This is a genomic window from Streptomyces asoensis (genome assembly GCF_013085465.1).
Taxonomy (GTDB): Bacteria; Actinomycetota; Actinomycetes; order Streptomycetales; family Streptomycetaceae; genus Streptomyces; species Streptomyces cacaoi_A.
In genome coordinates, this window is sequence record NZ_CP049838.1 from 847670 (window position 1) to 874379 (window position 26710).

25 protein-coding genes are annotated in these 26710 nt (G+C 72.9%); 15 read left to right on the forward strand and 10 right to left on the reverse strand.

Going from position 1 to position 26710, the window contains the following annotated elements; translation table 11 throughout:
• Nucleotides 1–107: 107 nt before the first annotated feature.
• The gene (locus G9272_RS03855; protein WP_171395207.1) at nt 108–338 is read left to right on the forward strand and encodes a hypothetical protein; all 231 of its coding nucleotides are present in this window, start codon (nt 108–110) and stop codon (nt 336–338) included.
• A 319-nt stretch (nt 339–657) separates the two neighbouring features.
• On the forward strand, nt 658–1113 hold the full coding sequence (locus G9272_RS03860; RefSeq protein WP_171395208.1) for a cyclic nucleotide-binding domain-containing protein: 456 nt from the start codon (nt 658–660) through the stop codon (nt 1111–1113).
• Nucleotides 1114–1127: 14 nt separating this feature from the next.
• Here G9272_RS03860 and G9272_RS03865 read toward each other — a convergent pair whose 3' ends face one another.
• Together G9272_RS03865 and G9272_RS03870 are read right to left on the reverse strand one after the other, a co-directional pair.
• Nucleotides 1128–2432 carry an MFS transporter gene (locus G9272_RS03865; protein WP_171395209.1) on the reverse strand — a complete coding sequence of 435 codons (1305 nt, stop codon included), beginning with the start codon at nt 2430–2432 and terminating at the stop codon, nt 1128–1130.
• A 126-nt stretch (nt 2433–2558) separates the two neighbouring features.
• The gene (locus tag G9272_RS03870) at nt 2559–3173 is read right to left on the reverse strand and encodes a LysE/ArgO family amino acid transporter (RefSeq protein ID WP_171395210.1); all 615 of its coding nucleotides are present in this window, start codon (nt 3171–3173) and stop codon (nt 2559–2561) included.
• Between the two features lie 77 nt (nt 3174–3250).
• Between G9272_RS03870 and G9272_RS03875 the strand changes: the two genes are divergently transcribed.
• A complete protein-coding gene (locus G9272_RS03875; protein WP_171395211.1) occupies nt 3251–4153 on the forward strand; it encodes a LysR family transcriptional regulator ArgP in 903 nt (300 codons plus the stop codon).
• Here G9272_RS03875 and G9272_RS03880 read toward each other — a convergent pair.
• Entirely contained in the window at nt 4143–4850 is a 708-nt protein-coding gene (locus G9272_RS03880) for a TetR/AcrR family transcriptional regulator (protein WP_171395212.1), read from the reverse strand. The genes G9272_RS03875 and G9272_RS03880 overlap by 11 nt on opposite strands.
• Before the next feature lie 171 nt (nt 4851–5021).
• Between G9272_RS03880 and G9272_RS03885 the strand changes: the two genes are divergently transcribed.
• Nucleotides 5022–6239 carry a saccharopine dehydrogenase family protein gene (locus G9272_RS03885; RefSeq protein WP_171395213.1) on the forward strand — a complete coding sequence of 406 codons (1218 nt, stop codon included), beginning with the start codon at nt 5022–5024 and terminating at the stop codon, nt 6237–6239.
• Between the two features lie 103 nt (nt 6240–6342).
• Complete coding sequence (locus tag G9272_RS03890; RefSeq protein WP_057605100.1) at nt 6343–6594, forward strand: WhiB family transcriptional regulator; 252 nt, start codon at nt 6343–6345, stop codon at nt 6592–6594.
• A gap of 266 nt (nt 6595–6860) precedes the next feature.
• On the opposite strand, the gene G9272_RS03895 is transcribed toward G9272_RS03890, so the two are convergent.
• From G9272_RS03895 to G9272_RS03910, 4 genes are read right to left on the reverse strand one after another with little or no spacing between them, the layout of a single operon-like run.
• The gene (locus tag G9272_RS03895) at nt 6861–8729 is read right to left on the reverse strand and encodes a sensor histidine kinase (protein WP_171395214.1); all 1869 of its coding nucleotides are present in this window, start codon (nt 8727–8729) and stop codon (nt 6861–6863) included.
• Nucleotides 8726–9427 carry a response regulator transcription factor gene (locus G9272_RS03900; protein WP_171395215.1) on the reverse strand — a complete coding sequence of 234 codons (702 nt, stop codon included), beginning with the start codon at nt 9425–9427 and terminating at the stop codon, nt 8726–8728. Before G9272_RS03900 ends, G9272_RS03895 begins: the two co-directional genes overlap by 4 nt.
• Nucleotides 9428–9444: 17 nt before the next feature.
• Complete coding sequence (locus tag G9272_RS03905; protein WP_171395216.1) at nt 9445–10197, reverse strand: L,D-transpeptidase family protein; 753 nt, start codon at nt 10195–10197, stop codon at nt 9445–9447.
• A gap of 59 nt (nt 10198–10256) precedes the next feature.
• Nucleotides 10257–11675, reverse strand: coding sequence for a M1 family metallopeptidase (locus tag G9272_RS03910; protein ID WP_171395217.1), 1419 nt, complete (start codon nt 11673–11675; stop codon nt 10257–10259).
• Between the two features lie 154 nt (nt 11676–11829).
• Here G9272_RS03910 and G9272_RS03915 point away from each other — a divergent pair, with 154 nt between their 5' ends.
• The gene (locus tag G9272_RS03915) at nt 11830–12189 is read left to right on the forward strand and encodes a DUF488 domain-containing protein (protein ID WP_171395218.1); all 360 of its coding nucleotides are present in this window, start codon (nt 11830–11832) and stop codon (nt 12187–12189) included.
• 4 nt (nt 12190–12193) lie between these two features.
• Here the strand turns inward: G9272_RS03915 and G9272_RS03920 are convergent, their stop codons facing one another.
• Both G9272_RS03920 and G9272_RS03925 read right to left on the reverse strand, forming a co-directional pair.
• The gene (locus tag G9272_RS03920; RefSeq protein ID WP_171395219.1) at nt 12194–13867 is read right to left on the reverse strand and encodes an FAD-binding dehydrogenase; all 1674 of its coding nucleotides are present in this window, start codon (nt 13865–13867) and stop codon (nt 12194–12196) included.
• 28 nt (nt 13868–13895) lie between these two features.
• Nucleotides 13896–14540 carry a TetR/AcrR family transcriptional regulator gene (locus G9272_RS03925; RefSeq protein WP_171395220.1) on the reverse strand — a complete coding sequence of 215 codons (645 nt, stop codon included), beginning with the start codon at nt 14538–14540 and terminating at the stop codon, nt 13896–13898.
• A gap of 164 nt (nt 14541–14704) precedes the next feature.
• Here G9272_RS03925 and G9272_RS03930 point away from each other — a divergent pair, with 164 nt between their 5' ends.
• The 4 genes from G9272_RS03930 to G9272_RS03945 are packed head-to-tail and all read left to right on the forward strand — an operon-like array spanning nt 14705 to nt 18640.
• Entirely contained in the window at nt 14705–15334 is a 630-nt protein-coding gene (locus tag G9272_RS03930; protein WP_171395221.1) for an alpha-ketoglutarate-dependent dioxygenase AlkB, read from the forward strand.
• A 55-nt stretch (nt 15335–15389) separates the two neighbouring features.
• Complete coding sequence (locus G9272_RS03935; RefSeq protein WP_171395222.1) at nt 15390–16595, forward strand: acyltransferase family protein; 1206 nt, start codon at nt 15390–15392, stop codon at nt 16593–16595.
• A gap of 50 nt (nt 16596–16645) precedes the next feature.
• Nucleotides 16646–17395: an MBL fold metallo-hydrolase gene (locus tag G9272_RS03940; RefSeq protein WP_171395223.1), complete on the forward strand. Its 750-nt coding sequence runs from the start codon at nt 16646–16648 to the stop codon at nt 17393–17395.
• A 9-nt stretch (nt 17396–17404) separates the two neighbouring features.
• Complete coding sequence (locus tag G9272_RS03945; RefSeq protein ID WP_171395224.1) at nt 17405–18640, forward strand: DUF4032 domain-containing protein; 1236 nt, start codon at nt 17405–17407, stop codon at nt 18638–18640.
• Between the two features lies 1 nt (nt 18641).
• Here G9272_RS03945 and G9272_RS03950 read toward each other — a convergent pair whose 3' ends face one another.
• Nucleotides 18642–19514 carry a universal stress protein gene (locus G9272_RS03950; protein WP_171395225.1) on the reverse strand — a complete coding sequence of 291 codons (873 nt, stop codon included), beginning with the start codon at nt 19512–19514 and terminating at the stop codon, nt 18642–18644.
• Nucleotides 19515–19575: 61 nt separating this feature from the next.
• Between G9272_RS03950 and G9272_RS03955 the strand changes: the two genes are divergently transcribed.
• The 5 genes from G9272_RS03955 (at nt 19576) to G9272_RS03975 (ending at nt 26646) form a co-directional block, all read left to right on the forward strand.
• Nucleotides 19576–19932 carry a VOC family protein gene (locus G9272_RS03955; RefSeq protein WP_171395226.1) on the forward strand — a complete coding sequence of 119 codons (357 nt, stop codon included), beginning with the start codon at nt 19576–19578 and terminating at the stop codon, nt 19930–19932.
• A gap of 144 nt (nt 19933–20076) precedes the next feature.
• The gene (locus tag G9272_RS03960; protein ID WP_171395227.1) at nt 20077–21753 is read left to right on the forward strand and encodes an FAD-dependent oxidoreductase; all 1677 of its coding nucleotides are present in this window, start codon (nt 20077–20079) and stop codon (nt 21751–21753) included.
• Nucleotides 21750–23225, forward strand: a complete 1476-nt coding sequence (locus G9272_RS03965; RefSeq protein WP_171395228.1) for an ATP-binding protein — start codon at nt 21750–21752, stop codon at nt 23223–23225. Before G9272_RS03960 ends, G9272_RS03965 begins: the two co-directional genes overlap by 4 nt.
• Nucleotides 23222–23575 (forward strand): UBP-type zinc finger domain-containing protein, encoded by a 354-nt coding sequence (locus G9272_RS03970; RefSeq protein ID WP_171395229.1) that lies wholly within the window; start codon nt 23222–23224, stop codon nt 23573–23575. The genes G9272_RS03965 and G9272_RS03970 overlap by 4 nt, the downstream gene beginning before the upstream one ends.
• 83 nt (nt 23576–23658) lie before the next feature.
• Entirely contained in the window at nt 23659–26646 is a 2988-nt protein-coding gene (locus G9272_RS03975) for an ATP-binding protein (RefSeq protein ID WP_171395230.1), read from the forward strand.
• Nucleotides 26647–26710 lie beyond the last annotated feature (64 nt).

Sequence of the window (26710 nt, forward strand, 5' to 3'; positions counted from 1 at the left end):
TTCCACCGGACGGTGCGGTTGTCTCCCTTTCGGCTGGCCGCCCCCGCGGCGGCCAAACCTCCCGGACGAGGGGCATTCGTCCCGCCGGATCCGGGTACGCGAACCAGATGACCGATGTGGTGGACTCGGACGAACTGCTGCGGCGCATCCAGCGGGCGAGGGCCTGCGCCCACGAGGAACTGCTGGCCTGGCGGGCCCGGAGCGCGGACCTCGCCCGGGCCGGCACGGAACGCGCGGAGGACGCGCGGGACGCCCGGACCCGGGGTCTCGCCTACGAAGCCGTGCTCAGAGTGCTGGACGAGATCGTGACGCCCGGCCGGAGCACCGAACCGCACTGACCCGGGACCGGCCCCGATCGGCGCCGGCCGTCACGGGCACTCGGAGTGAAACGGGTCACGCGACCGGGTTTCGGGTACACAAAATCTCCCCGAATGGTTTACGGTTCATTCATACCTGGTGAGCGGGGTCGAAGCCACTCCTCCTCCGTGCACCACCCTTTGCTGCCCTGGCTGGCCTCCCCCGTCCAGCCAGGGCTTTTCCATGCCCTCGTGGCCCTCGTGCGGAAAGTGCGGACCGCCGAGGTGCCCGGTGCGTCGGCAGCGGCTGAAATGGGAAGGGGAAGCACCCCCACCGAACGTCGGCGAGGAGCTCCGGGCCATGACCAAAGCGACGAAACTGCTGACCGCGCTGCCCCCGCCCCAGCGTCAGCGCCTGATGACGCTCGCCCGTGAGGTGTCCTTCCCGGAGGACGCCCGGATCTTCGACGCGGGCGGCACCGCCGACCGCTTCTGGGTCATCCGCTCCGGCGCGGTCTCGCTCGTCCAGCAGGTGACGTCCCTGCGGCGGGTCACCGTCGCGAGCCTCGGCGCCGGCGACCTGCTGGGCTGGTCGTGGCTGTTCCCGCCCTATCAGTGGGACTTCGGCGCGGAGGCCTTCAGCCCCGTACGGGCCTACGAGTTCGAGGCGCCACCGGTGCTCGCCCTGTGCGACGAGGATCCGGCGCTCGGGATGTCGCTGATACGGATCGTGGCCGAGATCCTCGCGCACCGGCTGGAGACGACCCGGGGCAAGCTGATGGAGCACTACGGAACGCACCGGCGCGGGGATCTGTAGACCCAGCGCCCCGCTCAGACGCGGTACCGGCGCAGCGCGGGCACGGCGACCGCCAGGCCCAGCATCGAGACGACGACCAGCAGACCGCCGCCCGCGACCGCGACACGGGGCCCGAAGGCGGCGCCCGCCGTGCCGTGCAGGGCGTCGGCCAGCCGGGGGCCGCCCGCGACGACGACCGTGAAGACGCCCTGCATACGGCCGCGCATCTCGTCGGTGGCGGCGGACAGCAGGATCGCCCCGCGGAAGACCATGGAGACCATGTCGGCGACCCCGGCACAGACCAGGAACACCACGGCGAGCCACAGACTGCCGCTCAGTCCGAACCCGGCGATCGCCGCGCCCCAGGCGACGACCGCGCCGATGACCATCCAGCCGTGCCGCCGGGCTCGCGAGAACGTGCCGGAGAACAGTCCGCCCAGCACCGCGCCGATGGGGATCGCCGCGAACAGCAGGCCCAGGGCGAGCCCTTCGCCGTAGGAGGCGTACGTCTCGGCGGCGAGCTGCGGGAACAGGGCCCGGGGCATGCCGAAGACCATGGCGATGACATCGGCGAGGAAGGACAGCAACAGGACCTTGTGCCGGGAGATGTAGCGGAAGCCCTCCACGATCTCCCGCACTCCGGCGCGCCGGGCGGTGGCACTCGCCAGGGGCGGCAGCGCGGGCAGACGGGCCACCGCCCACAGCGTCACGCACAGCGCGACGGCGTCGAGGAGGTACAGCTCGGGCAGGCCGATGACGGGGATCAGGGAGCCCGCGAGCAGCGGCCCGGCGACCAGACCGGTCTGCATGACGGTCGAGCCGAGGGCGTTGGCGGCGGCGAGTTCGCCCGCCGGGACCAGCCGGGCGATGGAGGCGTTGCGGGCGGGCGCGTTGAGGCCGAAGAACGCCTGCTGGGTGGCGAGCAGCACCATCAGCACGGCCACCGAGTCGAGTCCCGAGACCGCCTGGAGCCAGAACAGCACCGAGGTGACGGCGATACCGCTGTTGGTGACCAGCAGCAGTTTGCGCCGGTCGACGGTGTCGGCGACCGCGCCGCCCCACAGCGCGAACAGCACCATCGGCACCAGCCCGGCGAGGCTCGCGTAGCCGACCCAGGCGGAGGAGCCGGTGATGTCGTAGATCTGCTTGGGTACCGCGACGGCGGTGAGCTGGCTGCCCACGGCCGTGACGATGGTCGACGACCACAGGCGCCGGTAGGCCGGCCGGCGCAGCGGTCGGGTGTCCATCGCCCAGCGGCGCCAGCCGCGCCGGGGCCGGTCCTGCGGACTCGGGTCGGCCTCCTCGGCCTCGGGTGCGGTGCTGCTCTCGCTCGTGTCCACGCGATTCCTGGTTGCTCGTTACATCTTTCGGTCCGGAGGTCACTATCCCAGCACCTGCTGTGCTTTCACCGCTCAGTGGACGCGGGATCTCAGATTCCGGACTCCGTATGACGAGCCGGCAGCGGGTCACGCCCCGACGACGAGCGTCACGCCGAGGACGATCATCGTGGCGGCGACGAGCCCGTCCAGGACGCGCCAGGCGGTCGGCCGGGTCAGGAACCGGCCGAGCAGCCGGGCGCCGAAGCCCAGCGCGGCGAACCAGCACAGGCTGGCGAGGGCGGCGCCGAGACCGAAGGTCCAGCGCAGCGGGCCACGGTCGGCGGCGACGGAACCGAGCAGGAAGACCGTGTCGAGGTAGACATGCGGGTTGAGCCAGGTCAGCGCCAGACAGGTCAGCACGGCCCGGCGCAGGGAGCCCGCGCTCTCCCCCTCGGCCGCCAGAGCACCCGTGGGCCGGAACGCCCGCCGGGCCGCCAGCGCCCCGTAGCAGAGCAGGAACAGACCGCCGATCCAGCCGACCGCGGTCAGCGCCCCGGGCCAGGCCACCACCAACGCGCCCACCCCACCCACACCCAGAGCGATGAGCAGCGCGTCGGACAGGGCGCAGATCCCGACGACGGCGAGGACGGCGTCACGGCGGATGCCCTGACGCAGGACGAACGCGTTCTGGGCGCCGATGGCGACGATGAGCGACAGACCGGTGCCGAATCCGGCGGCCGCGGCGGTGAGGGTGTGGGACATGACGTCCACGCTAGGGAAGCGATCACTGGACGTACAGCTAAAGATTCTTACGTATCATTAGTGTTCGTGATGATCGGATGATGACGGACCTTCCGCTCGACCAGGTGCGCACCCTGCTCGCGGTGGTGGACGAGGGCACCTTCGACGCGGCCGCCGCCGCCCTGCATGTGACGCCGTCGGCGGTCAGTCAGCGCGTCAAGGCACTGGAGCAGCGCACGGGCCGGGTGCTGCTGCTGCGCACCAAGCCGGTGCGGCCCACGGAGTCGGGCGAGATCGTCGTCCGGTTCGCCCGCCAGCTGGCCCGGCTCGAGCGCGACACGCGGTCCGAGCTGGGCATGAGCGGCGAGGGCGAACCTGCTCGGGTGACGGTCGCGGTGAACGCGGACTCGCTCGCCACCTGGTTCCTGCCGGCCCTGAGCCGGGTGCCGCGGGAGCCGCAGCTCTGCTTCGAACTGCACCGCGAGGACGAGACCCGCACCGCGGAACTCCTGCGGGAGGGGCTGGTGATGGCCGCGGTGACCTCGTCTCCCGAGGCCGTGACCGGCTGCTCCGTGCGGACGCTGGGCACGATGCGCTACCTGGCCGCCGCGACCCCGGACTTCGTCTCCCGCCATCTTGGCGACGGCCCGCTGCACGAAACCCTCGGCCGGGCACCCGTGATGACCTTCGACCGGAGCGACGACCTCCAGGACGCGTTCGTGCGCGGACTGCGCCGGGGCGCCGGCGGCGCGAGTCCGGTACGACAGGCCGTGCCGACCTCGGAGGGTTTCGTGACCGCTGTGGTCGCCGGCCTGGGCTGGGGCATGGTGCCCGAGGCGCAGGCAGGCCCACTGCTGCGCTCCGGCAGCCTGGTCTCCCTCGCCCCCGAACACCCGCTGGACGTCCCGCTGTACTGGCAGCAGTGGAAGCTGGACTCCCCGGCGCTGGCGGCGGTGGCGGACGCCGTAGCGGCGACGGCGGCCGAGGCCCTCAGGAGCTGAGCCCGGCCAGCGTCGCCTGCGCACTGTCCAGCAGCATCTCCAGCGCCGTCGGATAGGCGCTGGTCACCATGCGGGTCGACAGCAGCGGGGCCGCCTCGGCGATCCGGGGGTGGGTCTCGGCGGGCAGCCGGGCGTACGTCGAGCGCCACACCGCGTCGTCGGCGCGCCGCACGGCGCGGGGCAGGGCCAGGGACGCGGCGTCCAGGGCGGCGAAGGCCAGCGTCTGGTCGATGAAGGCGTGGTAGATCCGCACGGTGTCCGGCAGCGGGAACCCTGCGGTGCGCAGCACGTCCAGGACGGCCTCGTCGGCGGCGAGTTCGTTGGCCCGGCCGGTCACCCGGCTCGCGGTGAGCTGGGCGGCCTGCGGGTGGGCGACGTACGCGGCGTGGATGCGCAGCCCGACGGCGTGCAGATCCGTGCGCCACTCCCCCGTCGGCCGCCAGCCGCGCAGCGCCTCGCCGACGAGCGCGTCACCGATGGCCAGGGTCAGCTCGTCCATGCCCCCGAAGTACCGGTAGAGGGTGCTGGGGTCGCAGTCGAGGGCGATGCCGAGACGGCGGGCGGACAGGCCGGCGCTGCCGTGCTCGCGCAGCAGGCGCAGCGCCGCCTCGACGATCAGCCGCTCGGACAGCACGGTGCCGCTCCTGGTGGGCCGGCGCCGACGCCGCTTCTCCTCGGGTACGACCTGCTTGGCCACGGTTCCTCGCCCCCTCTCCCCTTCTGCGGGCCTGCACTCTTATGCCAACACCATTGACCTTACGCCGACGCACGGAGTTGTATCTGCCTCAGGGCCCCTTAGCACGCTTTCGCATACCTTCGTTCAGCTTGTTCACCTTCGTTCGCATTCTCAGCCGAGGGAGTTCTGTCCATGCGTGTCCTTCTCGTGGGCGCCGGCGGTGTGGGTACCGCCATCACCCGGATCGCCGCCCGCCGTCCGTTCTTCGAGGCGCTGGTGGTGGCCGACTACGACCCCGCCCGCGCCGCTGCCGCCGTCGCGGCGCTCGACGGCGACGACCGCTTCCACGCCGAGCGCGTCGACGCCGGCGACGAGGCGGCCGTGGCCGAGCTGCTCGCCCGCCACCGCTGCGACGTCCTGCTCAACGCCACCGACCCGCGGTTCGTGATGCCGCTGTTCCACGCGGCGCGCGGCGCCGGGGCCACCTATGTCGACATGGCGATGTCGCTGTCGCGGCCGCACCCGGACCGGCCGTACGAGGAGTGCGGCGTCCGGCTCGGCGACGCGCAGTTCGCCGAGGCCGACGAGTGGGCCGAGGCGGGCGCCCTGGCCCTGGTCGGCATGGGGGTCGAGCCGGGTCTGTCGGACGTCTTCGCCCGGTACGCCGCCGACGAACTCTTCGACGAGATCGAGGAGATCGGCATCCGCGACGGCGCGAACCTCACCGTCGAGGGCCACGACTTCGCGCCCTCCTTCAACATCTGGACCACCATCGAGGAGTGCCTGAACCCTCCGGTGGTCTACGAGGCCGACCGGGGCTGGTTCACCACCGCGCCCTTCAGCGAGCCCGAGGTCTTCGACTTCCCCGAGGGCATCGGGCCGGTGGAGTGCGTGAACGTCGAGCACGAGGAGGTGTTGCTCGTGCCGCGCTGGGTGAAGGCGCGCCGGGTCACCTTCAAGTACGGCCTGGGCAACGAGTTCATCGAGACCCTGAAGACGCTGCACCTCCTGGGGCTGGACCGCACCGCGCCGGTGACCGTGCCGAGCGCGTCGGGGCCGGTGCCCGTCTCGCCCCGGGACGTGGTGGCCGCCTGTCTGCCCGACCCGGCGACCCTGGGCGAGCTGATGCACGGCAAGACCTGCGCGGGCACCTGGGTGCGGGGCGTGAAGGACGGAGCGCCGCGCGAGGTGTACCTGTACCACGTGGTCGACAACCAGTGGTCCATGGCCGAGTACGGCAGCCAGGCCGTGGTGTGGCAGACCGCCGTCAACCCGGTGATCGCCCTCGAACTGCTCGCCACGGGCGCGTGGTCCGGCGCGGGCGTCCTGGGCCCCGAGGCGTTCCCGCCCCGTCCGTTCCTCGACCTGCTCACGGCGTACGGCTCCCCGTGGGGGCAGCGGGAGCAGTGAACGCTTTTCCGGGTCCATCCTGTTTCACCGCCGCCCCTCCGGTGACCCGAGCGGGAGCAACTCATCCGGAAAAGCGCATACGACGAGATCGCAGGTGACTTCGATGGACAACTGGCGAGAGCATGCCGAGTGCCGCAACGAGGACCCCGACCTCTTCTTCCCGATCGGTACCTCCGGTCCGGCACTGCTCCAGACGGAGCAGGCGAAGGCGGTCTGCCGACGCTGCCCCGTGCGGGAGCAGTGTCTGGAGTGGGCCATGGAGACCGATCAGACCCTCGGGGTATGGGGCGGCACGAGTGAGAACGAACGACGCGCCCTCAAGCGGCGGACAAGGGCCGCCCGACGCAGTTCGTGAGCTGTGCCGGGGCCGGGGCCGGGTGGGCCCATGGGCCAGGAGAGCCGGGGCCGGGGGCCTGGCGGCCGGACGCAGCGGCAGGACCATGGTTCCGTGCCCGGACCGGCCGCTCACCGGCCGGTCCGGCGCGACGGCCCGCACCCGGGAGGGGCGACGCTCGTCCCCCTCGACCCGCTCGACCGGCGACCGCCTGCCGGAGCGTCTCGGCCGCACGGCCCGGGTCCCCCGGTTCGGTCCAGGCCCGCGGCGACCTCGGTCGTGCCGCCTCAGCCGTCTCCGGGGGCCGTCGCCGCGGGCAGTCGCAGGGTGAAGACGCTGCCCGTGCCCGGGGTGCTCTCCGCCTGCGCCGTGCCGCCGTGAGCGGCCGTCAGCTGGCGGACGATCGGCAGGCCCAGGCCGCTGCCGCCGGTGCGGCGGCTGCGTGACTTCTCCGCCCGCCAGAACCGCTCGAAGACATGCGGCAGGTCCTCGGCGGCGATGCCCGTGCCGGTGTCGGCGACCTCCAGGACTACGCGCTCGCCGTCGCCCCGGGCGGTCAGGGTGACCGTGCCGTCGGGCGGGGTGTGACGTACCGCGTTGGTGACGAGGTTGCCGAGCGCCTGCCGCAGCCGCACCGGGTCGGCGTCCAGCCAGGGAGCGCCCTCGGTCTCGGTGCGCAGGCGCACGCCGGCCGTGTCGGCGGCGACCCGGTGGGCGGCGGTGACCTGGGCGAGCAGGTCGTCGGCGGGCACCGGTTCGCGGTGCAGACGCAGGGTGCCCGCGTCGGCGTCCGCGAGGTCGCGCAGGTCGTCGATGACGCGCTGGAGGAGCAGGGCCTCCTCGTGCAGGGCGCCGAGCAGTTCGGTGTCGGGTTCCACGAGGCCGTCGCGGGTGACCTCCAGCCACCCCCGGATGTTGGTGAGCGGACTGCGCAGTTCGTGGGCCACATCGCTGACGAGGGCCTTGCGCTGGGCTTCCAGTCGCTCCCGGCGTTCGGCCAGGTCGTTGAAGGCCTCCGCGAGGATCCCGGTCTCGTCGCGCGTCGTGACGGGCACACGGGCGTGTCGGTCCGGGGGCTGTTGCGCCGCCTCGGTCAGGGCGCGCAGGGGCCGGACCAGGCGGGTGGCGACGACGGCGGTGACGGCGACGGTGACGGCCAGCACCAGCCCGGCCGCGCCGATCACCTTCGCCTTGTTGGCCGGGGACATGACCCAGCGGGGAGCCGCGCCGTCGTCCCCGACGCCGAGGAACAACTCGGCGACCGGGGCGACGTACGGGTCGAGCTGGGCGTGCCGGGCGGTCTCGAAGCAGGTCTGTGCCGCGCGCAGGGCCGCCTTGCCGTCCCCCGGCCTGTCGATGCCGTCCACCGCCTCGGCGAACACGGGCGCCAGGGTCGGGGTCCGGGCGGAGGTGCCGGGGAGGCCGGTGAACATCAGGGGGACGTCGGGATCCAGGCCCGCTCGGGTCAGACAGCCGCCGGCGCGGCCCTGAAGCGCGGTCAGTGCCTTCTCCTCCGTGGGCGCGGGCGTGTCGAGCTGCCCGTCCCCGCACTCGTCGAGCGCGTATGCGGAGACGGTGGTGGAGTCCGTGGCGGTGACCACCGGGCGCCCGCTCGGGGCGTGGGTGACGGTCGTGTCGATGCCGTAGCGGGAGAGGCAGCGTTGCCGCGCGCGGGCCACGGCGTCGAGCTTCGTGCGTTCGAGCGGGGTGAGCCGGTAGGGGCCCACCACACGCGGGTCGGTACCGCTCAGCTGCGCGCCCGGCTCGCTCCAGGTGTCGGTGCGCAGCGGGTCGACGGTGGCGGCGGCACTCGGCGGCAGGGAGGTGCCGCGCGGCGCGGAGTCGGCCAGGGGCGTGCGGTCGGCGGTGGTCAGGGCGATGCGCCGGCCGGTGCGCGCGGACAGGTCACGGACCGTGGCCTCGACTCCCGTCCAGTCGGGGTGGGTGGCCGCGTAGCCGCTGAGCTGCGCGAGGATGTCCATGTCGTCGGCGAGGGCCTGGCCCTGTTCCTCCCGCAGCGCGCGGGTGGTGGTGGTGACGGCGAGCCAGGCGGTGGCGGCCACCGAGCACACGGCGATCAGGGCGGACGCGATCAGCAGACGGACCAGCAGGCGCTTGCGCAGCGGTATGCGGGTGCGGTTGCGGGCGCGGTTCACGCGTGGCCGCCGCTGAGCTTGTAGCCGACGCCGAACACCGTCAGCAGCCGCACGGGTCTGCGCGGGTCGACCTCGATCTTCCGGCGCAGGTTCATGATGTGCACGTCGATCGCCCGTTCGGTCGAGGCCCGGTCGAACCCGCGGGTGCACTGGAGCAACTGCCGCCGGGAGAAGACCCGTTCGGGTTCGGCGGCCATGGCCAGCAGGATCTGGAACTCGGCCGGTGTGCACTCCACCGGCTCTCCGGCGCAGCGCACCTCGTACCGCTCGGGATCGACGGCGAGCCCCGCGGCCCGGACGACGGGGTCGTCCCGCCGGTCGGCGCCGGCCCGCCCGCTGCGCCGCAGGACGGTACGGATGCGGGCCATCAGCTCACGCGGACTGTAGGGCTTGGTCATGTAGTCGTCGGCGCCCAGTTCCAGGCCGAGCAGCACGTCGTCCTCGCCGGCGCGTGCGGTCAGCATCAGTACCGGGATGTCGTCGTCGTCGCGGCGCAGCACCCGGCACACCCCGAGACCGTCGATGACCGGCAGCATGAGGTCGAGGACGACGAGATCGGGCCGGTTGCGCCGCACCGAGTCCAGCGCGGCCGCGCCGTCGTGCACGACCGTGGCGGTGTGCCCCTCGGCGAGCAGGGAGCGCCGGATGAGTTCGGCCTGCATCGCGTCGTCCTCGGCGACCAGTACGTGAGCGCACACGCGACAACTCCGTTTGTTCAGCGGGCCAGAGAGGCATGGTCGCCCATGACGACCACGGGGTGCAGGGCGGGGTCCAGGGCGAGGAGCAGTTCCTTCATGTGCTCCTCGGCGATGCTCACACATCCGTGGGTGGGGCCGCCGTGGTCGACGTGCAGCCAGATGCCGCCGCCGCGTTCCGCGCCGAGGGGGCGGGTCCAGTCGAGGGGCGAGGTGCCGGGCTCGCGGTTGTAGTCGATCGCGATCACGTAGTCGAAGGAGCCCTGGAGCGGTTCGCCCTCGAATCCGGTGCCGGGCGAGGTGAAGCCCACGCCGTGGTCGTAGGAGAGCCGGGTGCCGGGGTCGCGGAGCAGGCCGCCGGCGTCGGTGAGGCCGTAGACGCCGATGGGTGAGCGCAGGTCGCCGCCCATGTGGTGGTCGCTCCAGCCGCGCAGCGCGTTGTGCGCGGGCCAACTCTTCCCCGCCTGCCAGCCCGCCGCGGTCCGCCGGTACAGGACCACCGTGGAGAGCGGGGAGTCGCGGCCCCGGCCGGTCACCACGACCACCTGAGCCGCGTCGTCCGGCACGGCGGCCCGGGTCTTCGTCCCCAGACCGGGTATCCGCTGCGGTGCCGCCTCGACGGAGATCGCGGGCGCGGGTGTGCCGGGCGTCGCCGGTGTGCCGGCGGCGGTGGCGGCGGGCGGGTGCTCCGGCGTGGCGGCGGCACCGCCGCCACATCCGGTGAGCAGGAGGGATGCGGCGAGCAGCGCGGCCCGGCGGCGAAGGGTGATCATCGTTCGACCTTCGCCGACAGGTGTTTGGAACTCGTCAGGTTCCGGGGCCTGTTCGGGCGCTAGGGCCTGCCTGGTTTGCCCCGGCCGTACAGCCAGGTCCGGAACAGTACGCCGAGGTCCTGCCCGGACTCCCGTTCCGCGAGCCGTTCGAACTGGGCGGTGGTGCCGTGGCCGTAGCGGTGCGCGGCGGCCCAGGCCCGCAGGACGCGGAAGAAGGCGCGGTCTCCGACGGTGGTGCGCAGGGCGTGCAGGGTCATGGCGCCGCGGGCGTAGACGGGGGTGCCGAAGATGTTCGCGCCGCTGCCGGGGTCGCCGGGCGGGAACGCCCACAGTCCGTCGGTGGCGGGGCGGGCGTACAGCGCGTCGAAGGACTTCTGCGCGCTGTCGCCCCCGTGCTGCTCCTCGTAGAGCCACTCGGCGTAGGTGGCGAAGCCCTCGTTGAGCCAGATGTCCTTCCAGGAGGTGAGGGAGACGGAGTCGCCGAACCACTGGTGGGCGCTCTCGTGGACGAGGGTGCTCAGGTCGGGGGCGCGGTCGTACACGGGCCGCGACTGGGTCTCCAGGGCGTAGCCGACGTTCGGGGCGTGGTCGACGATGGAGCCGGCGGCGCGGAACGGGTAGGGCCCGAACAGCCTGCTCTCCCACTCCAGTACGGAGGGCAGCTGCTTGACGACGGGCGCGGCGGCCGCGGCCTCGCGTGGGTCGACGGCGTCGTAGACCTTGAGGCCGTCGCGGGTCGTGTACTGCTTGACCTGGAACTTTCCCACAGTGGCGGTGGCGAGGTAGGCGGCCATGGGTTCGGTCTGGCGCCAGCGGAAGGTGGTCCTGCCGTTCGTGGTGCGCCGGCCGAGGAGGACGCCGTTGGCGACGGCGGCGCGGTCCTCGGGGACGGTGATCGTGAAGTCGTAGGAGGACTTGTCGAGGGGATGGTTGTTGGCCGGGAACCAGGTCATGGCGCCCTGCGGTTCGCCGGCGACGAAGGCCCCGTCGTCGGTGGGGATCCAGCCGTCGAGGGAGCCGTCGGGGTCGGTGACCGGGCCGGGGGTGCCGCTGTAGGTGACGGTGACCTGGAACCGCTCGCCCTTGCGCAGGGCGCGCTGCGGGGTGACGACGAGTTCCTGGCCGTCGCGCCGGTGTGCGGCCTTGACGTGGTCGACGGTGAGGCCGGTGACCTTCAGCCCCTGGAAGTCGAGGTCGAAGCGGGTCAGCCGCTGGGTGGCGCGGGCGGTCAGCACCGCCTTGCCGTCGAGGTGCCGGCTGCCCGGGTCGTAGCGGAGGGTCAGGTCGTAGTGGGAGACGTGGTAGCCGCCGTTGCCGGCGAGCGGGAAGTAGGGGTCGCCGACGCCCGCGGTACCCGCCGGTCCGGCGGCGGTGGCGGGTCCGGCCGCCGTGAGCAGCGCCGCCAGGGCGACGGGGACGGTGACGGCGACGGTTTCGCGGCGCAGGAGGGTGGTGGTGCGTCTGCGAGGGTGTGTCACGTGCGCTCCTGGGGGGGTGGCGTGTGATCAAACGTCCTCAGACTAGGGACTGGGAGCCCCGGTCTTCCCCCTCATTCAGGTCAAGCCGAGCGGTGTCCGCGGGCGTCCCGGGTCTACGCTCGACAGGACCCGCCAACCCGAGGACGGCCCGCCCATGAGTGTCCGCGTGCGTCGCGTCTACGACCCGCCAGAGCCCGACGACGGGGTGCGGGTGCTGGTCGACCGGCTGTGGCCGCGCGGGGTGTCCAAGGACGCGGCCCGCGTGGACGAGTGGCCCAAGGGCCTCACCCCGTCCACCGAACTGCGCCGGTGGTACCACGCGGGCGAGGGGCCGTACGAGGAGTTCGCGCGCCGCTACGAGGCGGAGCTGACCGACCCCGAGGCGGCCGAACTCCTGGACCATGTCCGGGAGTTGGCCGCAAAGGGGCCGGTGACGCTGCTGACGTCCGCGAAGTCCCCGGAGCAGAGCCACACGGCGGTGCTGGTCCGCCTGCTGGAGGCGGACCAGCACTGACTGCTCAGCCGGTCTGCTTCGCCGCGGCCCGGCCGGCGGCCCGTCCGGAGAAGAGGCAGCCGCCGAGGAAGGTGCCTTCGAGGGCGTTGTAGCCGTGCACGCCGCCGCCGCCGAAGCCGGCCACCTCGCCCGCCGCGTACAGGCCCTCGACCGGCTGTCCGTCGGCGCCCAGGGCGCGCGAGTCGAGGTCGGTCTGGATGCCGCCGAGGGTCTTGCGGGTGAGGACGTGCAGCTTGACGGCGATGAGCGGGCCGGCCTCGGGGTCCAGGACGCGGTGCGGGGTGGCGACCCGGCCGAGCCGGTCGCCGATGTAGCGGCGGGCGTTGCGGATGCCCTGGACCTGGGAGTCCTTGGCGTACGGGTTGGCGATCTGGAGGTCGCGGGCCTCGATCTGACGGCGTAGCCCGTCCACGTCGAGCAGCGCCTTCTCCGTCAGCCCGTTCATCTTCTCGACGAGCTTGTCGAGGGTGTCGGCGATGACGAAGTCCGCGCCGCGGTCGAGGAACGCCTGCACCGGCGCCGGGGCGCCCTTGCCGAGCAGCCGGTCGCGCAGGACCGCCTTGCGGTCCTTGGCGGTGATGTCGGGGTTCTGCTCGGAGCCCGAGAGCGCGAACTCCTTCTCGACGATCTTGCGGGTGAGGATGAACCAGGAGTGGTCGTGCCCGGCGATGTCCTCGGTCGTCCGCAGGTGCTTGAGCGTGTTGAGGGTGTCGTAGCCCGGCAGGCACGGGTCGGGCAGGCGGCGGCCGAGGGCGTCGAACCACAGGGAGGACGGGCCGGGCAGGATGCGGATGCCGTGGCCGGGCCAGATCGGGTCCCAGTTCTGGATGCCCTCGGTGTAGTGCCACATACGGTCGCGGTTGACCAGCCGGACGCCGGCCTCGGCGCTGATGTCGAGCATGCGGCCGTCGACGTACGCGGGGACACCGGTGACCATCTCGGCGGGCGGCGTGCCCAGCCGCTCGGGCCAGTAGCGCCGCACGATCTCGTGGTTGGCGCCGATGCCGCCGCTGGTGACGACCACGGCCTGGGCGGTCAGCTCGAAGTCGCCGATGCGGTCACGGTTGGAGGCGACGCCGCGCGCGGAGTCGTCGGGGGCGAGGACCGTGCCGCGCACCCCGCGGGCGGCGCCGTCCTCGAGGACCAGCTCGTCCACCCGGTGCCGGTGGTAGAAGGTCAGCAGCCCGTCCTTCGCCGCCTGCTTGGCGTACCGCGCGAACGGCTCGACGACGCCCGTGCCGGTGCCCCAGGCGACGTGGAAGCGGGGCACGGAGTTGCCGTGTCCGTCGGCGCGCAGGTCGCCGCGCTCCGCCCAGCCGACGGTCGGCACGAAGGAGATCCCGTGCCCGGCGAGCCAGGTCCGCTTCTCCCCCGCCGCGAACTCGACGTAGGCGCGCGCCCAGCGCACCGCCCAGGAGTCCTCGTCGTCGGCGCGGTCGAACTGCGCGCTGCCCTGCCAGTCGTTCCAGGCGAGGTCGAAGGAGTCCTTGATGCCGAGGCGGCGCTGCTCCGGGGAGCCGACGAGGAAGAGCCCGCCGAAGGACCAGAACGCCTGGCCGCCGAGGTTGGCGGCGTTCTCCTGGTCGACCAGGGCGACCCGCCGGCCCCTGCTGGTGAGTTCGTGCGCCGCGACCAGGCCCGCGAGGCCCGCTCCGACGACGATGACGTCCGCGTCCATGGCGTCCGCTGCCTTTCTCCTGAGGATGTCATTCCGGGGTGCCGCTGCCGTCGGTCAGCAGCGCGGTGAGCAGTTGCTTCAGCCAGACACGAGCACCCTCGACGTCCTTGTCCAGCAGCAGTTGGGCGGTGACTCCGTCGTAGGCGGCGACCACGGCGTGCGCCGCGCTGTCGACGTCCCCGAGCACGGCCGGCGGTTCGGCGAGACCCCGGGCCCGGGCGAGCCGGTCGGCGATCGCCCGCCGCAGCCGCGCCCGGTGTTCCAGCAGGGTCTGCGCGACGTCCGGAGCCCGCGCCGCGTGCACCAGGAAGTCCGTCTTCACCAGGAGCCAGTCCAGGTCGAGGAGGAGCACCTCGGTGACCCGGTCGACGGCGGCGGGCACGTCGAGGTCGGGTCCGTCGAGGGCGAGGGCTCCGGACACCTGCTCGGCGATCAGGTCGGCCCGCTGCCGGTAGAGGGCGAAGAACAGCTCGTCCAGGCTGTCGAAGTTGGAGTAGAAGGCGCCCCTGCTGTAGCCGGCGGCCTCGCAGACCTCCTCGATGGAGACCCGCCCGAAGCCCTTGGCGGCGAACACCTCGAAGGCGGCGTCGAGCAGCTTGGCCCGTGTGCGGACCCGGCGCCTGGTGACGCGCCCGGGCGTCCGCTCGGTCTGCTCGGTCTGCTCCGCCGCCATCTCGGACCTCCGTTCGATACGGGAATGTATCCGATACATCGATGTATCGAAAGCCCTCTCGAAGCAAGCCGCACCCGCCCCACGCGCGGGGGCCGCCGTGCGACTCCGGGCCAGCCGGAACAACAGAAGGGAACATATTTTCGATTAAGGCGTACGCTGGAACCATGACCGCGCACCACCTCCAGGGCTCCCTCTTCGACCAGACCGACGAACTGCGCCTCGGCTCCCTCGACGGGATCCGCCGGACCACGCTCGGCGCGGGCGCCTGGATCGATGTGCTGCCGGGCTGGCTCACCGGCTCGGACGCCCTGTTCGAACAGCTGGCGAGCGAGGTTCCGTGGCGTGCCGAGCGCCGGAAGATGTACGACAACGTCATCGACGTACCGCGCCTGCTGGCGTTCTACGGAGCCGGCGAGGAGCTGCCCCACCCGGTGCTGACCCAGGCACGACGGGCACTGTCCGCGCACTACGCCGAGGAGCTGGGCGAGCCCTTCGTCACCGCCGGCCTGTGCCACTACCGCGACGGCCGGGACAGCGTCGCCTGGCACGGCGACCGGATCGGCCGCGGCGCCCGGGAGGACACCATGGTCGCGATCCTCTCCGTGGGCTCCCCGCGCGACCTGCTGCTGCGCCCGGCACGCGGGGGCGAGACGGTACGGCGCCCGCTGGGACACGGCGACCTGATCGTGATGGGCGGCTCCTGCCAGCGGACCTGGGAGCACTGCGTCCCCAAGTCCGCCCGCGCCGCCGGGCCGCGCATCAGCGTCCAGTTCCGCCCGTGCGGGGTGCGCTGAAACGGAGCCGACGGTACCTGTGTCCCCACCCCTCAGGGGTACGTAGTTTGACCGCATGACCGACCCACCGGAGCCCGCGTCCACCGCCGGGGCCAGGCCGAGCGCGCGGCCCCGGCGGACCGAACTGGACGTCCTGCGTGCCCTCGTGGTCGTGGGCCTGGTGTTCTTCCACGCCGCCCTGGTCTTCTCCCCGGACGACGACTTCTACGTCAAGAACCGCGACACGACCGATGTCGTCACCGTCGTCGCGGGGCTCGGGGTGGTGTGGGCGATGCCGATGCTCTTCCTCGTGGCCGGTCTCGGCGCCCGCTACTCGATCGGCCGGCGCGGCCCGGGCGGATTCGCCCGCGAACGCCTGATGCGCCTCGGCGTCCCCCTGGTCCTCGCGACGCCGACCATCGTCCCCGTCCCGCAGTGGCTGCGGCTGCGCGCCGCCGACCCCGGCTACGACGAGCCGTACGGGCGCTTCTGGCTGCACTTCTTCGACGTCCGCCCCGACCTCGGCGACTTCCCCTTCGTCCTGCGAGGGGAGCACTTCGAGACCGGCCACCTGTGGTTCGTGGTCCTCCTGCTCGCCTACTGCCTGCTCCTCGCCCCGGTCGCGGGCCCGCTGGCCTCCGGTGCGCCGCGGATCGGCGACGCGGTGGCGCGGCGGCCGGGCCTGCTGCTCCTGCCCGCCCTTCCGCTCGCCGCGATCGACTGTCTCCTGGGCATGGAGGAGAGCTACGCCGGCTGGAACCGCTGGGCGTACCTGGTGTTCTTCGTCCACGGTTACGCGTTGTCCGGCGACGACCGGATCCGGGCCGCGACGCGTCGCGTGGCCGTGCCGGTCGGCCTGCTCGGACTGGCGCTGTTCGCGGCGACCGCGCCCGGGTTCATGGGCGCGGACGACCCGTTCACCGACCGGACCCCGCTCGCGCTGCTCACCCGGGCGCTGTTCGGCGCGGCGGGCTGGGCCTGGGTGGTGGCGATCCTGGGGCTGCTGGACCGGCCCCGCCCGCACCGGCGGCCGCCCGGCCGGGTGCTGGGGTACCTCGCGGTCGCCGCGCTGCCGTTGTACGTGCTCCACCAGCCGGTGGTCGTCGCCTTCGCCTACGGCGTGGTCGGCTGGTCGGCGCCGATCATCGTCAAGTACGCGGTGATCGTGATCGCTTCGCTGACGGTGATCCTGCTGGTGTACGAGTACGGGGTGCGCCGGACGCGGGTGACGAGATTCCTGTTCGGCCTGCGTGGAACCCCACCGTCCACATCCGCCCGGTGATCTGCTTTGCTGTCCCCGTCGACGACAGATCTCCAGGACACGGGACGGCCATGCGGGCAGACGTACGGCAAGTGGCGGACGGCACCTACCTGGTGCACGGCAGCAACACCAACTGGGTGATCCTCGCCGAAGGGGACGCCGTCACCCTGATCGACACCGGCTACCCGGGAGACCGGCAGCTGGTCCTGGACTCCCTCGCCTCCGTGGGCAGTTCACCGGAGGCCGTCACGGCCGTGCTGATCACCCACGCCCACAACGACCACCTGGGCTCCGCCGAGCACCTGCGCTCCGCCTACGGCACCCCGGTGTATCTGCACGAGGCCGAAGTGCCGCACGCCCGCCGGGAGTTCCTCCAGCAGGTGAGCGTGGGCGAGGTGCTGAGGAACGCCTGGCGGCCCGGTGTGCTGCCCTGGATGGTGCACGCGCTGCGCTCCGGCGGCACCGAGCAGCACCCGGTCACCGCGCCCGAGGCGTTCCCCGGCGCCGGCGGCCCGCTCGACCTGCCCGGCCGGCCCGTCCCGGTGCACACCCCCGGCCACACCGGCGGCCACGCCGTCTTCCACCTCCCGGAGGCCGGCGTCGTCATCTCGGGCGACGCCCTGGTCAGCGGCCATCCGACCTCCCGGCTGGAGGGGCCGCAGCTGCTGCCGGACATGTTCCACCACGAGCGCGCCCGCGCGGTGGAGTCCCTGGACGTGATCGAAGGGCTCGCGGCCGATCTGCTGCTGCCCGGGCACGGCCCGCTGCACCAGGGGTCCGTGAAGGCGGCTGCCCAGCAGGCCCGCGAACGCGCCGTCTAAGGTCAGGCCATGGCTTTGCAGATCAGCGCCACCAACCCGGAGCATCCGGCACTCCTGCTGGAGCTGCCCTGGCACCTGCCCCTGGAGGAGTGGCCCGAGGAGGTCCTCGTCCCGCTGCCGCGCGGCATCTCCCGTCACGTGGTGCGCTACGCCCAGGCCGGCGACGAGGTGATCGCCGTCAAGGAGCTTGCCGAACGCCCCGCGCTGCGCGAGTACGAGCTGCTGCGCGACCTGGACCGGCTCGGCATCCCCGCCGTCGACCCGCTGGCCGTGGTCACCGGCCGCGCCGACAACGGCGGCGTCCCGCTGGAGTCGGTGCTGGTCACCCGGCATCTGGGCGGCTCGATGCCGTACCGCTCGATGTTCGAGACGACGATGCGCCCGGCGACCATGCACCGGCTCATGGACGCCCTCGCCGTGCTGCTGGTGCGGCTGCATCTGGCCGGGTTCGCGTGGGGCGACTGCTCGCTGTCCAACACGCTGTTCCGGCGGGACGCGGGCGCCTACGCCGCCTACCTCGTCGACGCCGAGACCGGCGACCTGCACCCCCAGCTGAGCCCCGGCCAGCGCGACTACGACCTCGACCTCGCCCGCGTCAACATCAGCGGCGAGCTGCTCGACCTGGAGGCGTCCGGGGCGCTGCACCCCTCGGTGGACCCGATCGAGTTCGGCACGGAGATCTGCGCCCGCTACGGGGCGCTGTGGCAGGAACTGACCCGCACCTCGGTCTACCCGGCGGGCAAGTACCACTACATCGAGCGCCGGATCCGCCGGCTCAACGAGCTCGGTTTCGACGTCGCCGAGATGCAGATCGAGCACTCCTCCAACGGCGACACGGTCACCTTCGTGCCGAAGGTCGTCGACGCGGGCCACCACCAGCGCCAGCTGCTGCGCCTCACCGGCCTGGACACCGAGGAGAACCAGGCCCGGCGGCTGCTGAACGACCTCGAGAGCTGGATGGCCACCCAGGACGACTACGCCCCGGGCGACCCCCTCGCCGCCCGCCCGGAGGTGCTGGCGCACCGCTGGGTGCGGGACGTCTTCCGGCCCACCGTTCGCGCGGTCCCCCTCGAGCTGCGCGGCTCCATGGACGCGGCGGAGATCTACCACGAGCTCCTCGAACACCGCTGGTACCTCTCGGAGCACGCGCAGCACGACATCGGGCTCGACACGGTGGTCGAGGACTACATCAACAAGATCCTGCCCAAGGCACGGGAGACCCTGGAGCCGACGATCCCGGAGTGAGTCAGTCGTGGGGCACGACGGCGACCGGGCAGTCCGCGTGGTGCAGGACGCCGTGTGCCACCGAGCCGATCCGGGCGCCCACGGCCGTGCGGTGGGCGCGGCGGCCGACCACCATGAGCTGTGCCCGCCCGGACACCGACAGCAGCACCTGCCCGGCGCTGCCCATCTCCACGTGCTCCACCACCGGCACATCGGGGAATCGCTCCCGCCACGGCTCCAGGGCATCGGCCAGCGCCTTCTTCTCGTACGGCTCCAGGCCGCCGGCGTCGTCGGCGAGCTTCAGCGAGCCGGGGCTGTAGGCGAACACCGGCGGGAGCGTCCAGGCCCGTACCGCACGGACGCCCGCGCCCCGGGCGGCCGCCGTCTCGAACGCGAAGCGCAGCGCGGGGGCACTGTCCTCGGGCTCGCCGTGCTGGCCGACGACGATCTCGTGGCCGGCCACCTCCGACGAGGGCTCGTCACCGGCGCGGACCAGCACGACCGGGCGCGCGGCCTCGGCGATCACCTGCTGGCCGACCGAGCCCAGCAGGAACCCGACCACCGCTCCGTGCCCGCGCGAGCCGAGCACCAGCAGTTCCGCGTCCGCCGCGGCGGCGACGAGCGTCTCGACCGGGCCGCCCTCCCGGACGTCGGTGGTGACGGCGAGCGCCGGGTGCCGCTCGGCGACCGTCGCGACGGCCTGCCGCACGGAGTCCCGCACCCACTGCTCCTGGGCGCCCCGGTCCGCCACGTCGGCCGCCGCGTTCGGCTGGAACCGCCAGGCGTGCACCACCCGCAGTCCCAGGTCGCGCCGGACGGCCTCGCGGGCCGCCCAGGCGAGCGCCGCGAGGCTCTCGTCCGTCCCGTCGACCCCTGCCGTGATCGGGACCGTCATCCCGCCGCCTCCTTCTGTCGTGATCACATCTGTCGGGCCCAGTCTTCACTACGCTTCAGCCATGGCTTTGGAGTGGGAGCAAGTGATCGTCGACTCGACCGACCCGGTGGCGCTCGGGCGCTGGTGGGCCGCGGCCCTCGGATGGGTCGTGGTCGACGAAGCGTCCGACGAGTACGAGATCCGACCGGAGCGGGACCGGCTGCCGGGCCTGCTCTTCGTCCGAGTGCCGGAGGGGAAGACGGTCAAGAACCGGCTCCACCTGGACTTCCGCCCCGACGACCAGCACGCCGAGGTGACCCGTCTGCTGTCGCTGGGCGCCCGCCACACGGACATCGGACAGGGCGAGCAGCCGTGGGTGACGCTGGTCGACCCCGAGGGCAACGAGTTCTGCGTGCTGGGGGCGCGGCGGCCGTCTTGACCGCGGGTGCCCTGCCCTGTGCTCAGAGCGCACGGTCCGCCGGTATCCCGAAGCGGACCGGGGCGATCGAACATACGATGGGCGGAGCCGGCGCGGGCTTCGCCGTGCCGCCGTGAGTGACGACCCTCTCGGGGTGGGAGACGTATGGCACAGGCCGCCGATTCGGCGCGGACCGTCATCCTGACCGTGGACGACGACCCGGGGGTCTCCCGGGCCGTCGCCCGTGACCTGCGGCGCCGCTACGGCGCGGCGTACCGGATCGTGCGCGCCGAGTCCGGGGAGTCCGCGCTGGAGGCGCTGCGCGAGCTGAAGCTCCGGGGCGACCTGGTGGCCGTCATCCTCGCCGACTACCGGATGCCCCAGATGAACGGCATCGAGTTCCTCGAACAGGCCCTGGACGTGTATCCGGGCGCCCGTCGCGTGCTGCTGACCGCGTACGCCGACACGAGCGCGGCGATCGACGCGATCAACGTCGTCGACCTCGACCACTATCTGCTGAAGCCGTGGGACCCGCCGGAGGAGAAGCTCTACCCCGTCCTGGACGACCTGCTGGACGCCTGGCGCTCCAGCGACTACCGGCCCGTGCCCGCGACGAAGGTGGTCGGGCACCGCTGGTCGGCGCGGTCGTCGGAGGTACGGGAGTTCCTGGCCCGCAACCAGGTGCCGTACCGCTGGTACTCCGCCGACGAGCCGGAGGGGCAGCGGCTGCTGGCCGCGGCCGGGGTCGACGGGCAGCGGCTGCCGCTGGTGGTCACCGCGGACGGCACGCCCCTGGTCGAGCCGGACGCGCCCGAACTGGCCGCCCAGGTGGGGCTGGCGACGACGCCGACTGCCGACTTCTACGACCTGGTGGTGATCGGCGGCGGCCCGGCCGGGCTCGGCGCGGCGGTGTACGGGGCCTCCGAGGGGCTGCGGACGGTGCTGGTGGAGCGGTCCGCGACCGGTGGACAGGCCGGGCAGAGCTCCCGCATCGAGAACTACCTGGGCTTCCCGGACGGCGTGTCCGGGGCCCAGCTCACCGACCGGGCGCGGCGGCAGGCCACCAAGTTCGGCGCCGAGATCCTCACCGCGCGCGAGGTCACCGGGCTCGAGGTCAACGGCTCCGCGCGCGTCGTGCGGTTCTCGGACGGCTCGGCGGTGGCCGCGCACAGCGTGATCCTCGCGACGGGCGTGTCGTACCGGCAACTGACGGCGCCGGGCTGCGACGACCTGACCGGCTGCGGGGTGTTCTACGGGTCGGCGCTCACCGAGGCGGCCTCCTGCCAGGGGCAGGACGTCTACATCGTGGGCGGCGCCAACTCGGCCGGCCAGGCGGCCATGTACCTGGCGAGAGGAGCCAAGTCCGTCACGCTGCTGGTGCGCGGGGAGTCCCTGGCGGCTTCGATGTCGTACTACCTGATCCAGCAGATCGACGAGTCGCCCAACATCTCCGTGCGCCCCGGCACGGTCGTCGACGCCGCGCACGGGGACGGTCACCTGGAGCAGCTGACTCTGCGGGACGTGACGACCGGGGAGACCGAACTCGTCGACGCGCAGTGGATGTTCGTGTTCATCGGCGCGGCCCCGCTGACCGACTGGCTGGACGGCACGGTGCTGCGCGACGAGCGCGGGTTCATCCTCGCCGGGCCCGACCTCACGCCGGACGGGCGGCCGCCGGCGGACTGGGCGCTGGACCGGCCGCCGTACCACCTGGAGACCAGCATTCCCGGCGTGTTCGTGGCGGGCGACGCGCGCGCCGAGTCCGCGAAGCGCGTCGCGTCCGCCGTAGGAGAGGGAGCCATGGCCGTGATGCTCGTCCACCGGTATCTGGAGCAGTCATGAGCGGGCAGTTGATGCCGTGCAACCCGACCGAGATCAGCTCGCTGTTCCTGTTCGAGAAGCTCTCCCCCGAACAGCTCGGGCGGCTGTGCAGCGAGGGCCGGGTGGAGAGGTTCGAGCCCGGTCCGGTGTACACCGAGGGCGATCCGGCGACCTGCTTCTACGTGATGGTCGAGGGCACGGTCGTGCTGTACCGCCGGGTCGGCGGGGACGACGTCGAGGTGAGCCGCACCTCCCAGCGCGGGGTGTACGCCGGGGCCATGCAGGCCTACCTGGGGGACCAGGTGCCGCAGGTCTACAACAACTCGATGCGGGTGACCGAGCCGACGCGGTTCTTCGTGCTGCCCGCCGAGTCGTTCTCGAACATCATGCGGGAGTGGTTCCCGATGGCGGCGCACCTGCTGGAGGGGCTGTTCTTCGGCTCGAAGAACACGCAGCGGGCCATCGGGCAGCGTGAACGGCTGCTGGCCCTGGGCTCGTTGTCGGCGGGCCTCACCCATGAGCTCAACAACCCGGCCGCGGCGGCCGTACGCGCCACCGCGACGCTGCGGGAGCGGGTGGCGAAGATGCGGCACAAGCTGGCCGTCATCGCCTCCGGAGCATACGACGCGGAGGCGCTGACCCGGCTGATCGAGATCCAGGAGCGGACGGCCGAACTGGTCGCCAAGGCACCGACGTTGAGCCCGCTGGAGGCCTCCGACCGGGAGGACGACCTCACCGACTGGCTCGACGACCACGGCATCCAGGAGGGCTGGCGGATCGCGCCGACCTTCGTGCAGGCCGGGCTGGACGTGGACTGGCTGGAGCAGGTCGCGGCCGCCGTCGACGAGGACACCCTGCCGGGCGCGATGGGGTGGCTCAACTACACGGTCGAGACCGAGCTGTTGATGGACGAGATCGACGACTCCACCAACCGCATCTCGCACCTGGTCGACGCCGCCAAGCAGTACTCGCAGCTCGACCGCGCCCCCTACCGGGTCGTCGACGTGCACGAACTCCTCGACAGCACCCTGCTGATGCTGTCGGGCAAGATCGGGCAGCGCATCGAGGTCGTCAAGGACTACGACCGTGCGCTCCCGGCGATCCCGGCCTACCCGGCGGAGCTCAACCAGGTGTGGACGAACCTCGTCGACAACGCCGTCTTCGCCGTCAACAGCGCTGGCGGCGAAGGCACGTTGACCGTGCGGACGGCCCGCGAGGGCGATCGGCTGCTGGTGGAGTTCCGCGACACGGGCCCCGGCATCCCGCCGGACGTCCGGGGCCGCATCTTCGACCCGTTCTTCACCACCAAGCCGGTGGGCGAGGGCACCGGGCTCGGCCTGGACATCTCCTGGCGGATCGTCGTCAACAAGCACCACGGCAGCCTCCATGTGGAGTCCGTGCCGGGCGACACCCGCTTCCAGGTGCTGCTGCCGCTGACCGCCCCCGACCCCGAGAGCACACCGGACCCCGAGACCGCCGAGGAGCCCGTATGACCGACGTAGACGCGATCGACCCGAGCGTCCCGCCCAGCAGCGCCGGCTGCGTGGACTGCGACTCGGCGGGCGGCTGGTGGTTCCACCTGCGGCGCTGCGCGAGCTGCGGCCATGTCGGCTGCTGCGACTCCTCCCCCGCGCAACACGCCACCGCGCACTTCAAGGCGAGCGGGCATCCCCTGGTCCGCAGTTTCGAGCCGGGCGAGGAGTGGTTCTGGGACTACTCCACCGACGAGCTGTACGAGTCCGGGCCCGAGCTCGCCCCGCCGGCCAGTCACCCCGCGGACCAGCCCGTGCCGGGCCCGGCCGGGCGGGTGCCGGAGGACTGGGCGCAGTCACTGCACCGTTGAGACCGGGCCGTTGAGATCGTCCCGGTAGGGCTCCGTTCCTGGTCGCGGGCCGCGTTGTCGGTGGCGCGTGCCAGGATGGAGTCGTGTCGCAGACCGTGTTCGCCACTCCGTTCATCGGCCGGGAAGAGGAGCTCACCCGGCTCTCCGGCGTGCTCGAGCGGGCCCGGGGCGGTGAGTCGCGCGCGGTGCTGATCGCCGGGGACGCCGGCGTGGGCAAGACCCGGGTACTGGACGAGGTCGCCACGCGGGCGGCCCGCTCCGGTATGACCGTGCTCACCGGGCACTGCGTCGACCTCGGTGACGTGGGGCTGCCGTATCTGCCGTTCACCGAGATCCTGGGCCTGCTCGCCGCCGACGAGCGGTTCGCCGCCGTCCTCGCCGCGCACCCCCTGGTCGACCGGCTGCTCGGCGCGGGCACGGACGCCGACGAAGCGGGTTCCGCCCCGCGGTCCGGCAGCGGGGAAGGGCGACTGAGGCTGTTCGAGGGGATGGCGGCGCTGCTCGCCGACCTGTCGGACGTCACACCGCTGCTCCTCGTCCTGGAGGACCTGCACTGGGCCGACCAGTCCTCCCGGGACCTGCTGCGCTTCCTGCTCAGCCGCGGCTTCCTCCAGCGGCCCACGGGCAACGGCTCCGGTCACCGGCTGGCGGTCCTGGCCTCCTACCGGGCGGACGACCTGCACCGCCGGCACCCGCTGCGCCCGCTGCTGGCGGAGCTGGTGCGACTGCCGGCCGTGGACCGGCTGGAGCTGCGGCCGCTGGCGGACGCCGAGGTGGCCCGACTGCTGCGCGCCCTGGAGGACCGGCCGCTGCCGGACGCCACGGTGCGCCGGATCGTGGAGCGCGCGGAGGGCAACGCCTTCTACGCGGAGGAGTTGCTGGCGGCCACCGACAACGAGGCCGGCGGAATGCCCAGCGGGCTGGCCGACCTCCTCCTCATCCGCGTCGAGCAACTCCCCGACACCGCCCAGCAGGTGCTGCGGACCGCCGCCGTCGCCGGCCGGCGCGTGGAACACGACCTGCTGCGGGACGCGGTCGGACTGCCCGAGGACGAGCTGGAGTCGGCGCTGCGGGAGGCCGTCGGCCACCAGCTCCTGGTCGCGGGCGACGACGGCGCGTACGCCTTCCGGCACGCCCTCGCACGCGAGGCGGTGTACGCCGATCTGCTGCCGGGTGAACGGTCCCGGCTGCACGGCGCGTTCGCCGCTCTGCTGGCCGAGCGGGGCCACCGTGCCGAGACCGCGGCGGAGCGCGCCCACCACTACCGCGAGAGCCATGACCTGGGCGAGGCCCTCGCCGCGTCGCTGGAGGCCGCCGACCACGCCCGGCGGGTCGGCGCGCCCGCCGAGGAACTGCGCCAGCTGGAGGCCCTTCTCGACCTCTGGGAGTCGGTGCCCGCGCCGGCCCTTCCGTCGGGCGAGGGTGCCGACCGCGTCACGCTGATGCTGCGCGCCTCGGCGGCGGCCGCGCACGCCGGGGAGGCGCACCGCGCGGTCTCCCTGACCCGGGCCGCGCTCGCGGGCGTCGGCCAGGACGCCGACTCCGAACTCGCCGCACGGGTGCGGTACACGCTGGCCGGCACGCTCATGGGCGTCGACAGTCTGACGGCCGCGTTCGCCTACAGCAGCGAGGCGTTGGCGATGATCCCCGCCGAACCGCCGTCACCGACCTGGGTGTGGGCCGCCGCCACCCATGTCCTGGCGGCCCGTCAGGTAGGCGACTCCGAGACCGCCCTGCGGGTCGCGCGCCGGGCGCTGCGCGCCGCCGAGCAACTCGAGCTGACGGACGCGCGTGCCGACCTCCTGGTCTCGCTGGCCAACCTCGAGGGCGACGGCCGCCGCTCCGCCGAGGGCCGGGCGCGGCTGACGGAGGCACGTGAACTGGCCCGGCGCGGCGGCAACGCGCCGGTGGAGATGCGGGCCCTGTTCACCCTGGCCATCGGCGCCTACGAGGCCGGGGAGCTGGCGGAGTGCCTGCCCTGGCTGGCCGAGGGCCTGGACCGCGCCCGCCGGGCGGGGCTGCTGTCCTCGCCGTATCCGCTGGAGATGCGGTACCTCCAGCTGCTGGTGCTCTACACGCTGGGCCGCTGGGACGAGTGTCTGCGGACGGCGACGACCGACCTGGCGGTGCTGCCGGCGTCGGGGGGATTCGCGGTGGGTCCCGCCCTGTACGTGGGCCTCGCGCGCGGCGACAAGGGCGTCGACGACCGGGCCCGGACCCTGATCGAGGGGCGCTTCGACTGGATGGCGGCGCTCGTCGCGGGCATCGTGCTGACCGACGCGGCGGTACTGAGCGGTGACGCCGAGGCGGCGGTGACCCGGCTGCGGTCCTCGGTCGACGCTCTCACGGACGACACGGGCATGCTCCCGGACGTCACGGTCCGGCTCACCGCGCTCGCCCTCACGGCGGTCGCCGAGGCGGCGGCCAAGGCACGGCGCGGCGGTGACGAGGCGGCGGCCGACCGCTGGTCGGCGGTCGCGACGGAACTCCTGGAGCCGGCGCGGGCGGTGGCCCTGCGGGGTGCGACCGGGGTGCCGCAGGGCCCGGAGGGGCGCGCCTGGCTGGCTCGCGCGGAGGCCGAGTGGACGTGGGCCACCATCGGGCCGGACCCGGCGGCCTGGGAGAGGACGGTGGCGGCGTTCGGCTACGGCGACGCCTACGAGCTCGCCCGCTGCCGACTGCGGTACGCGCAGGCCCTGCTGGCCGCCGACCGGCGCGAGGACGCGGCCGCCGAGGCCCGCGCCGCCCGGGAGACGGCCGTACGACTGGGCGCCACGCCCCTGCGGGAGCGGGCGGACGACCTGGTCCGGCGCGGGCGCCTCACGGACGCCGGGTCCACCACGCGGGGCGGTCCGGTCGCTCTGACGGCCCGGGAGCGGGATGTCCTGCGGCTGCTCGCGCTCGGCCGGAGCAACCGGCAGATCGGCGAGGAGCTGTTCATCAGCGGCAAGACAGCGAGCGTCCATGTCTCCAACATCCTCGCCAAGCTGAGCGCGGCGAGCCGTACGGAGGCCGTGGCGATCGCCTACCGCGAGCGGCTGCTCGAACCGGAGCTCGGCGCGTCCGGCTGATCCCGGTGTGGTGACATCAGCCTGACGGTGCAGTGATCACATGATTACGGAACGCGCACGGGCG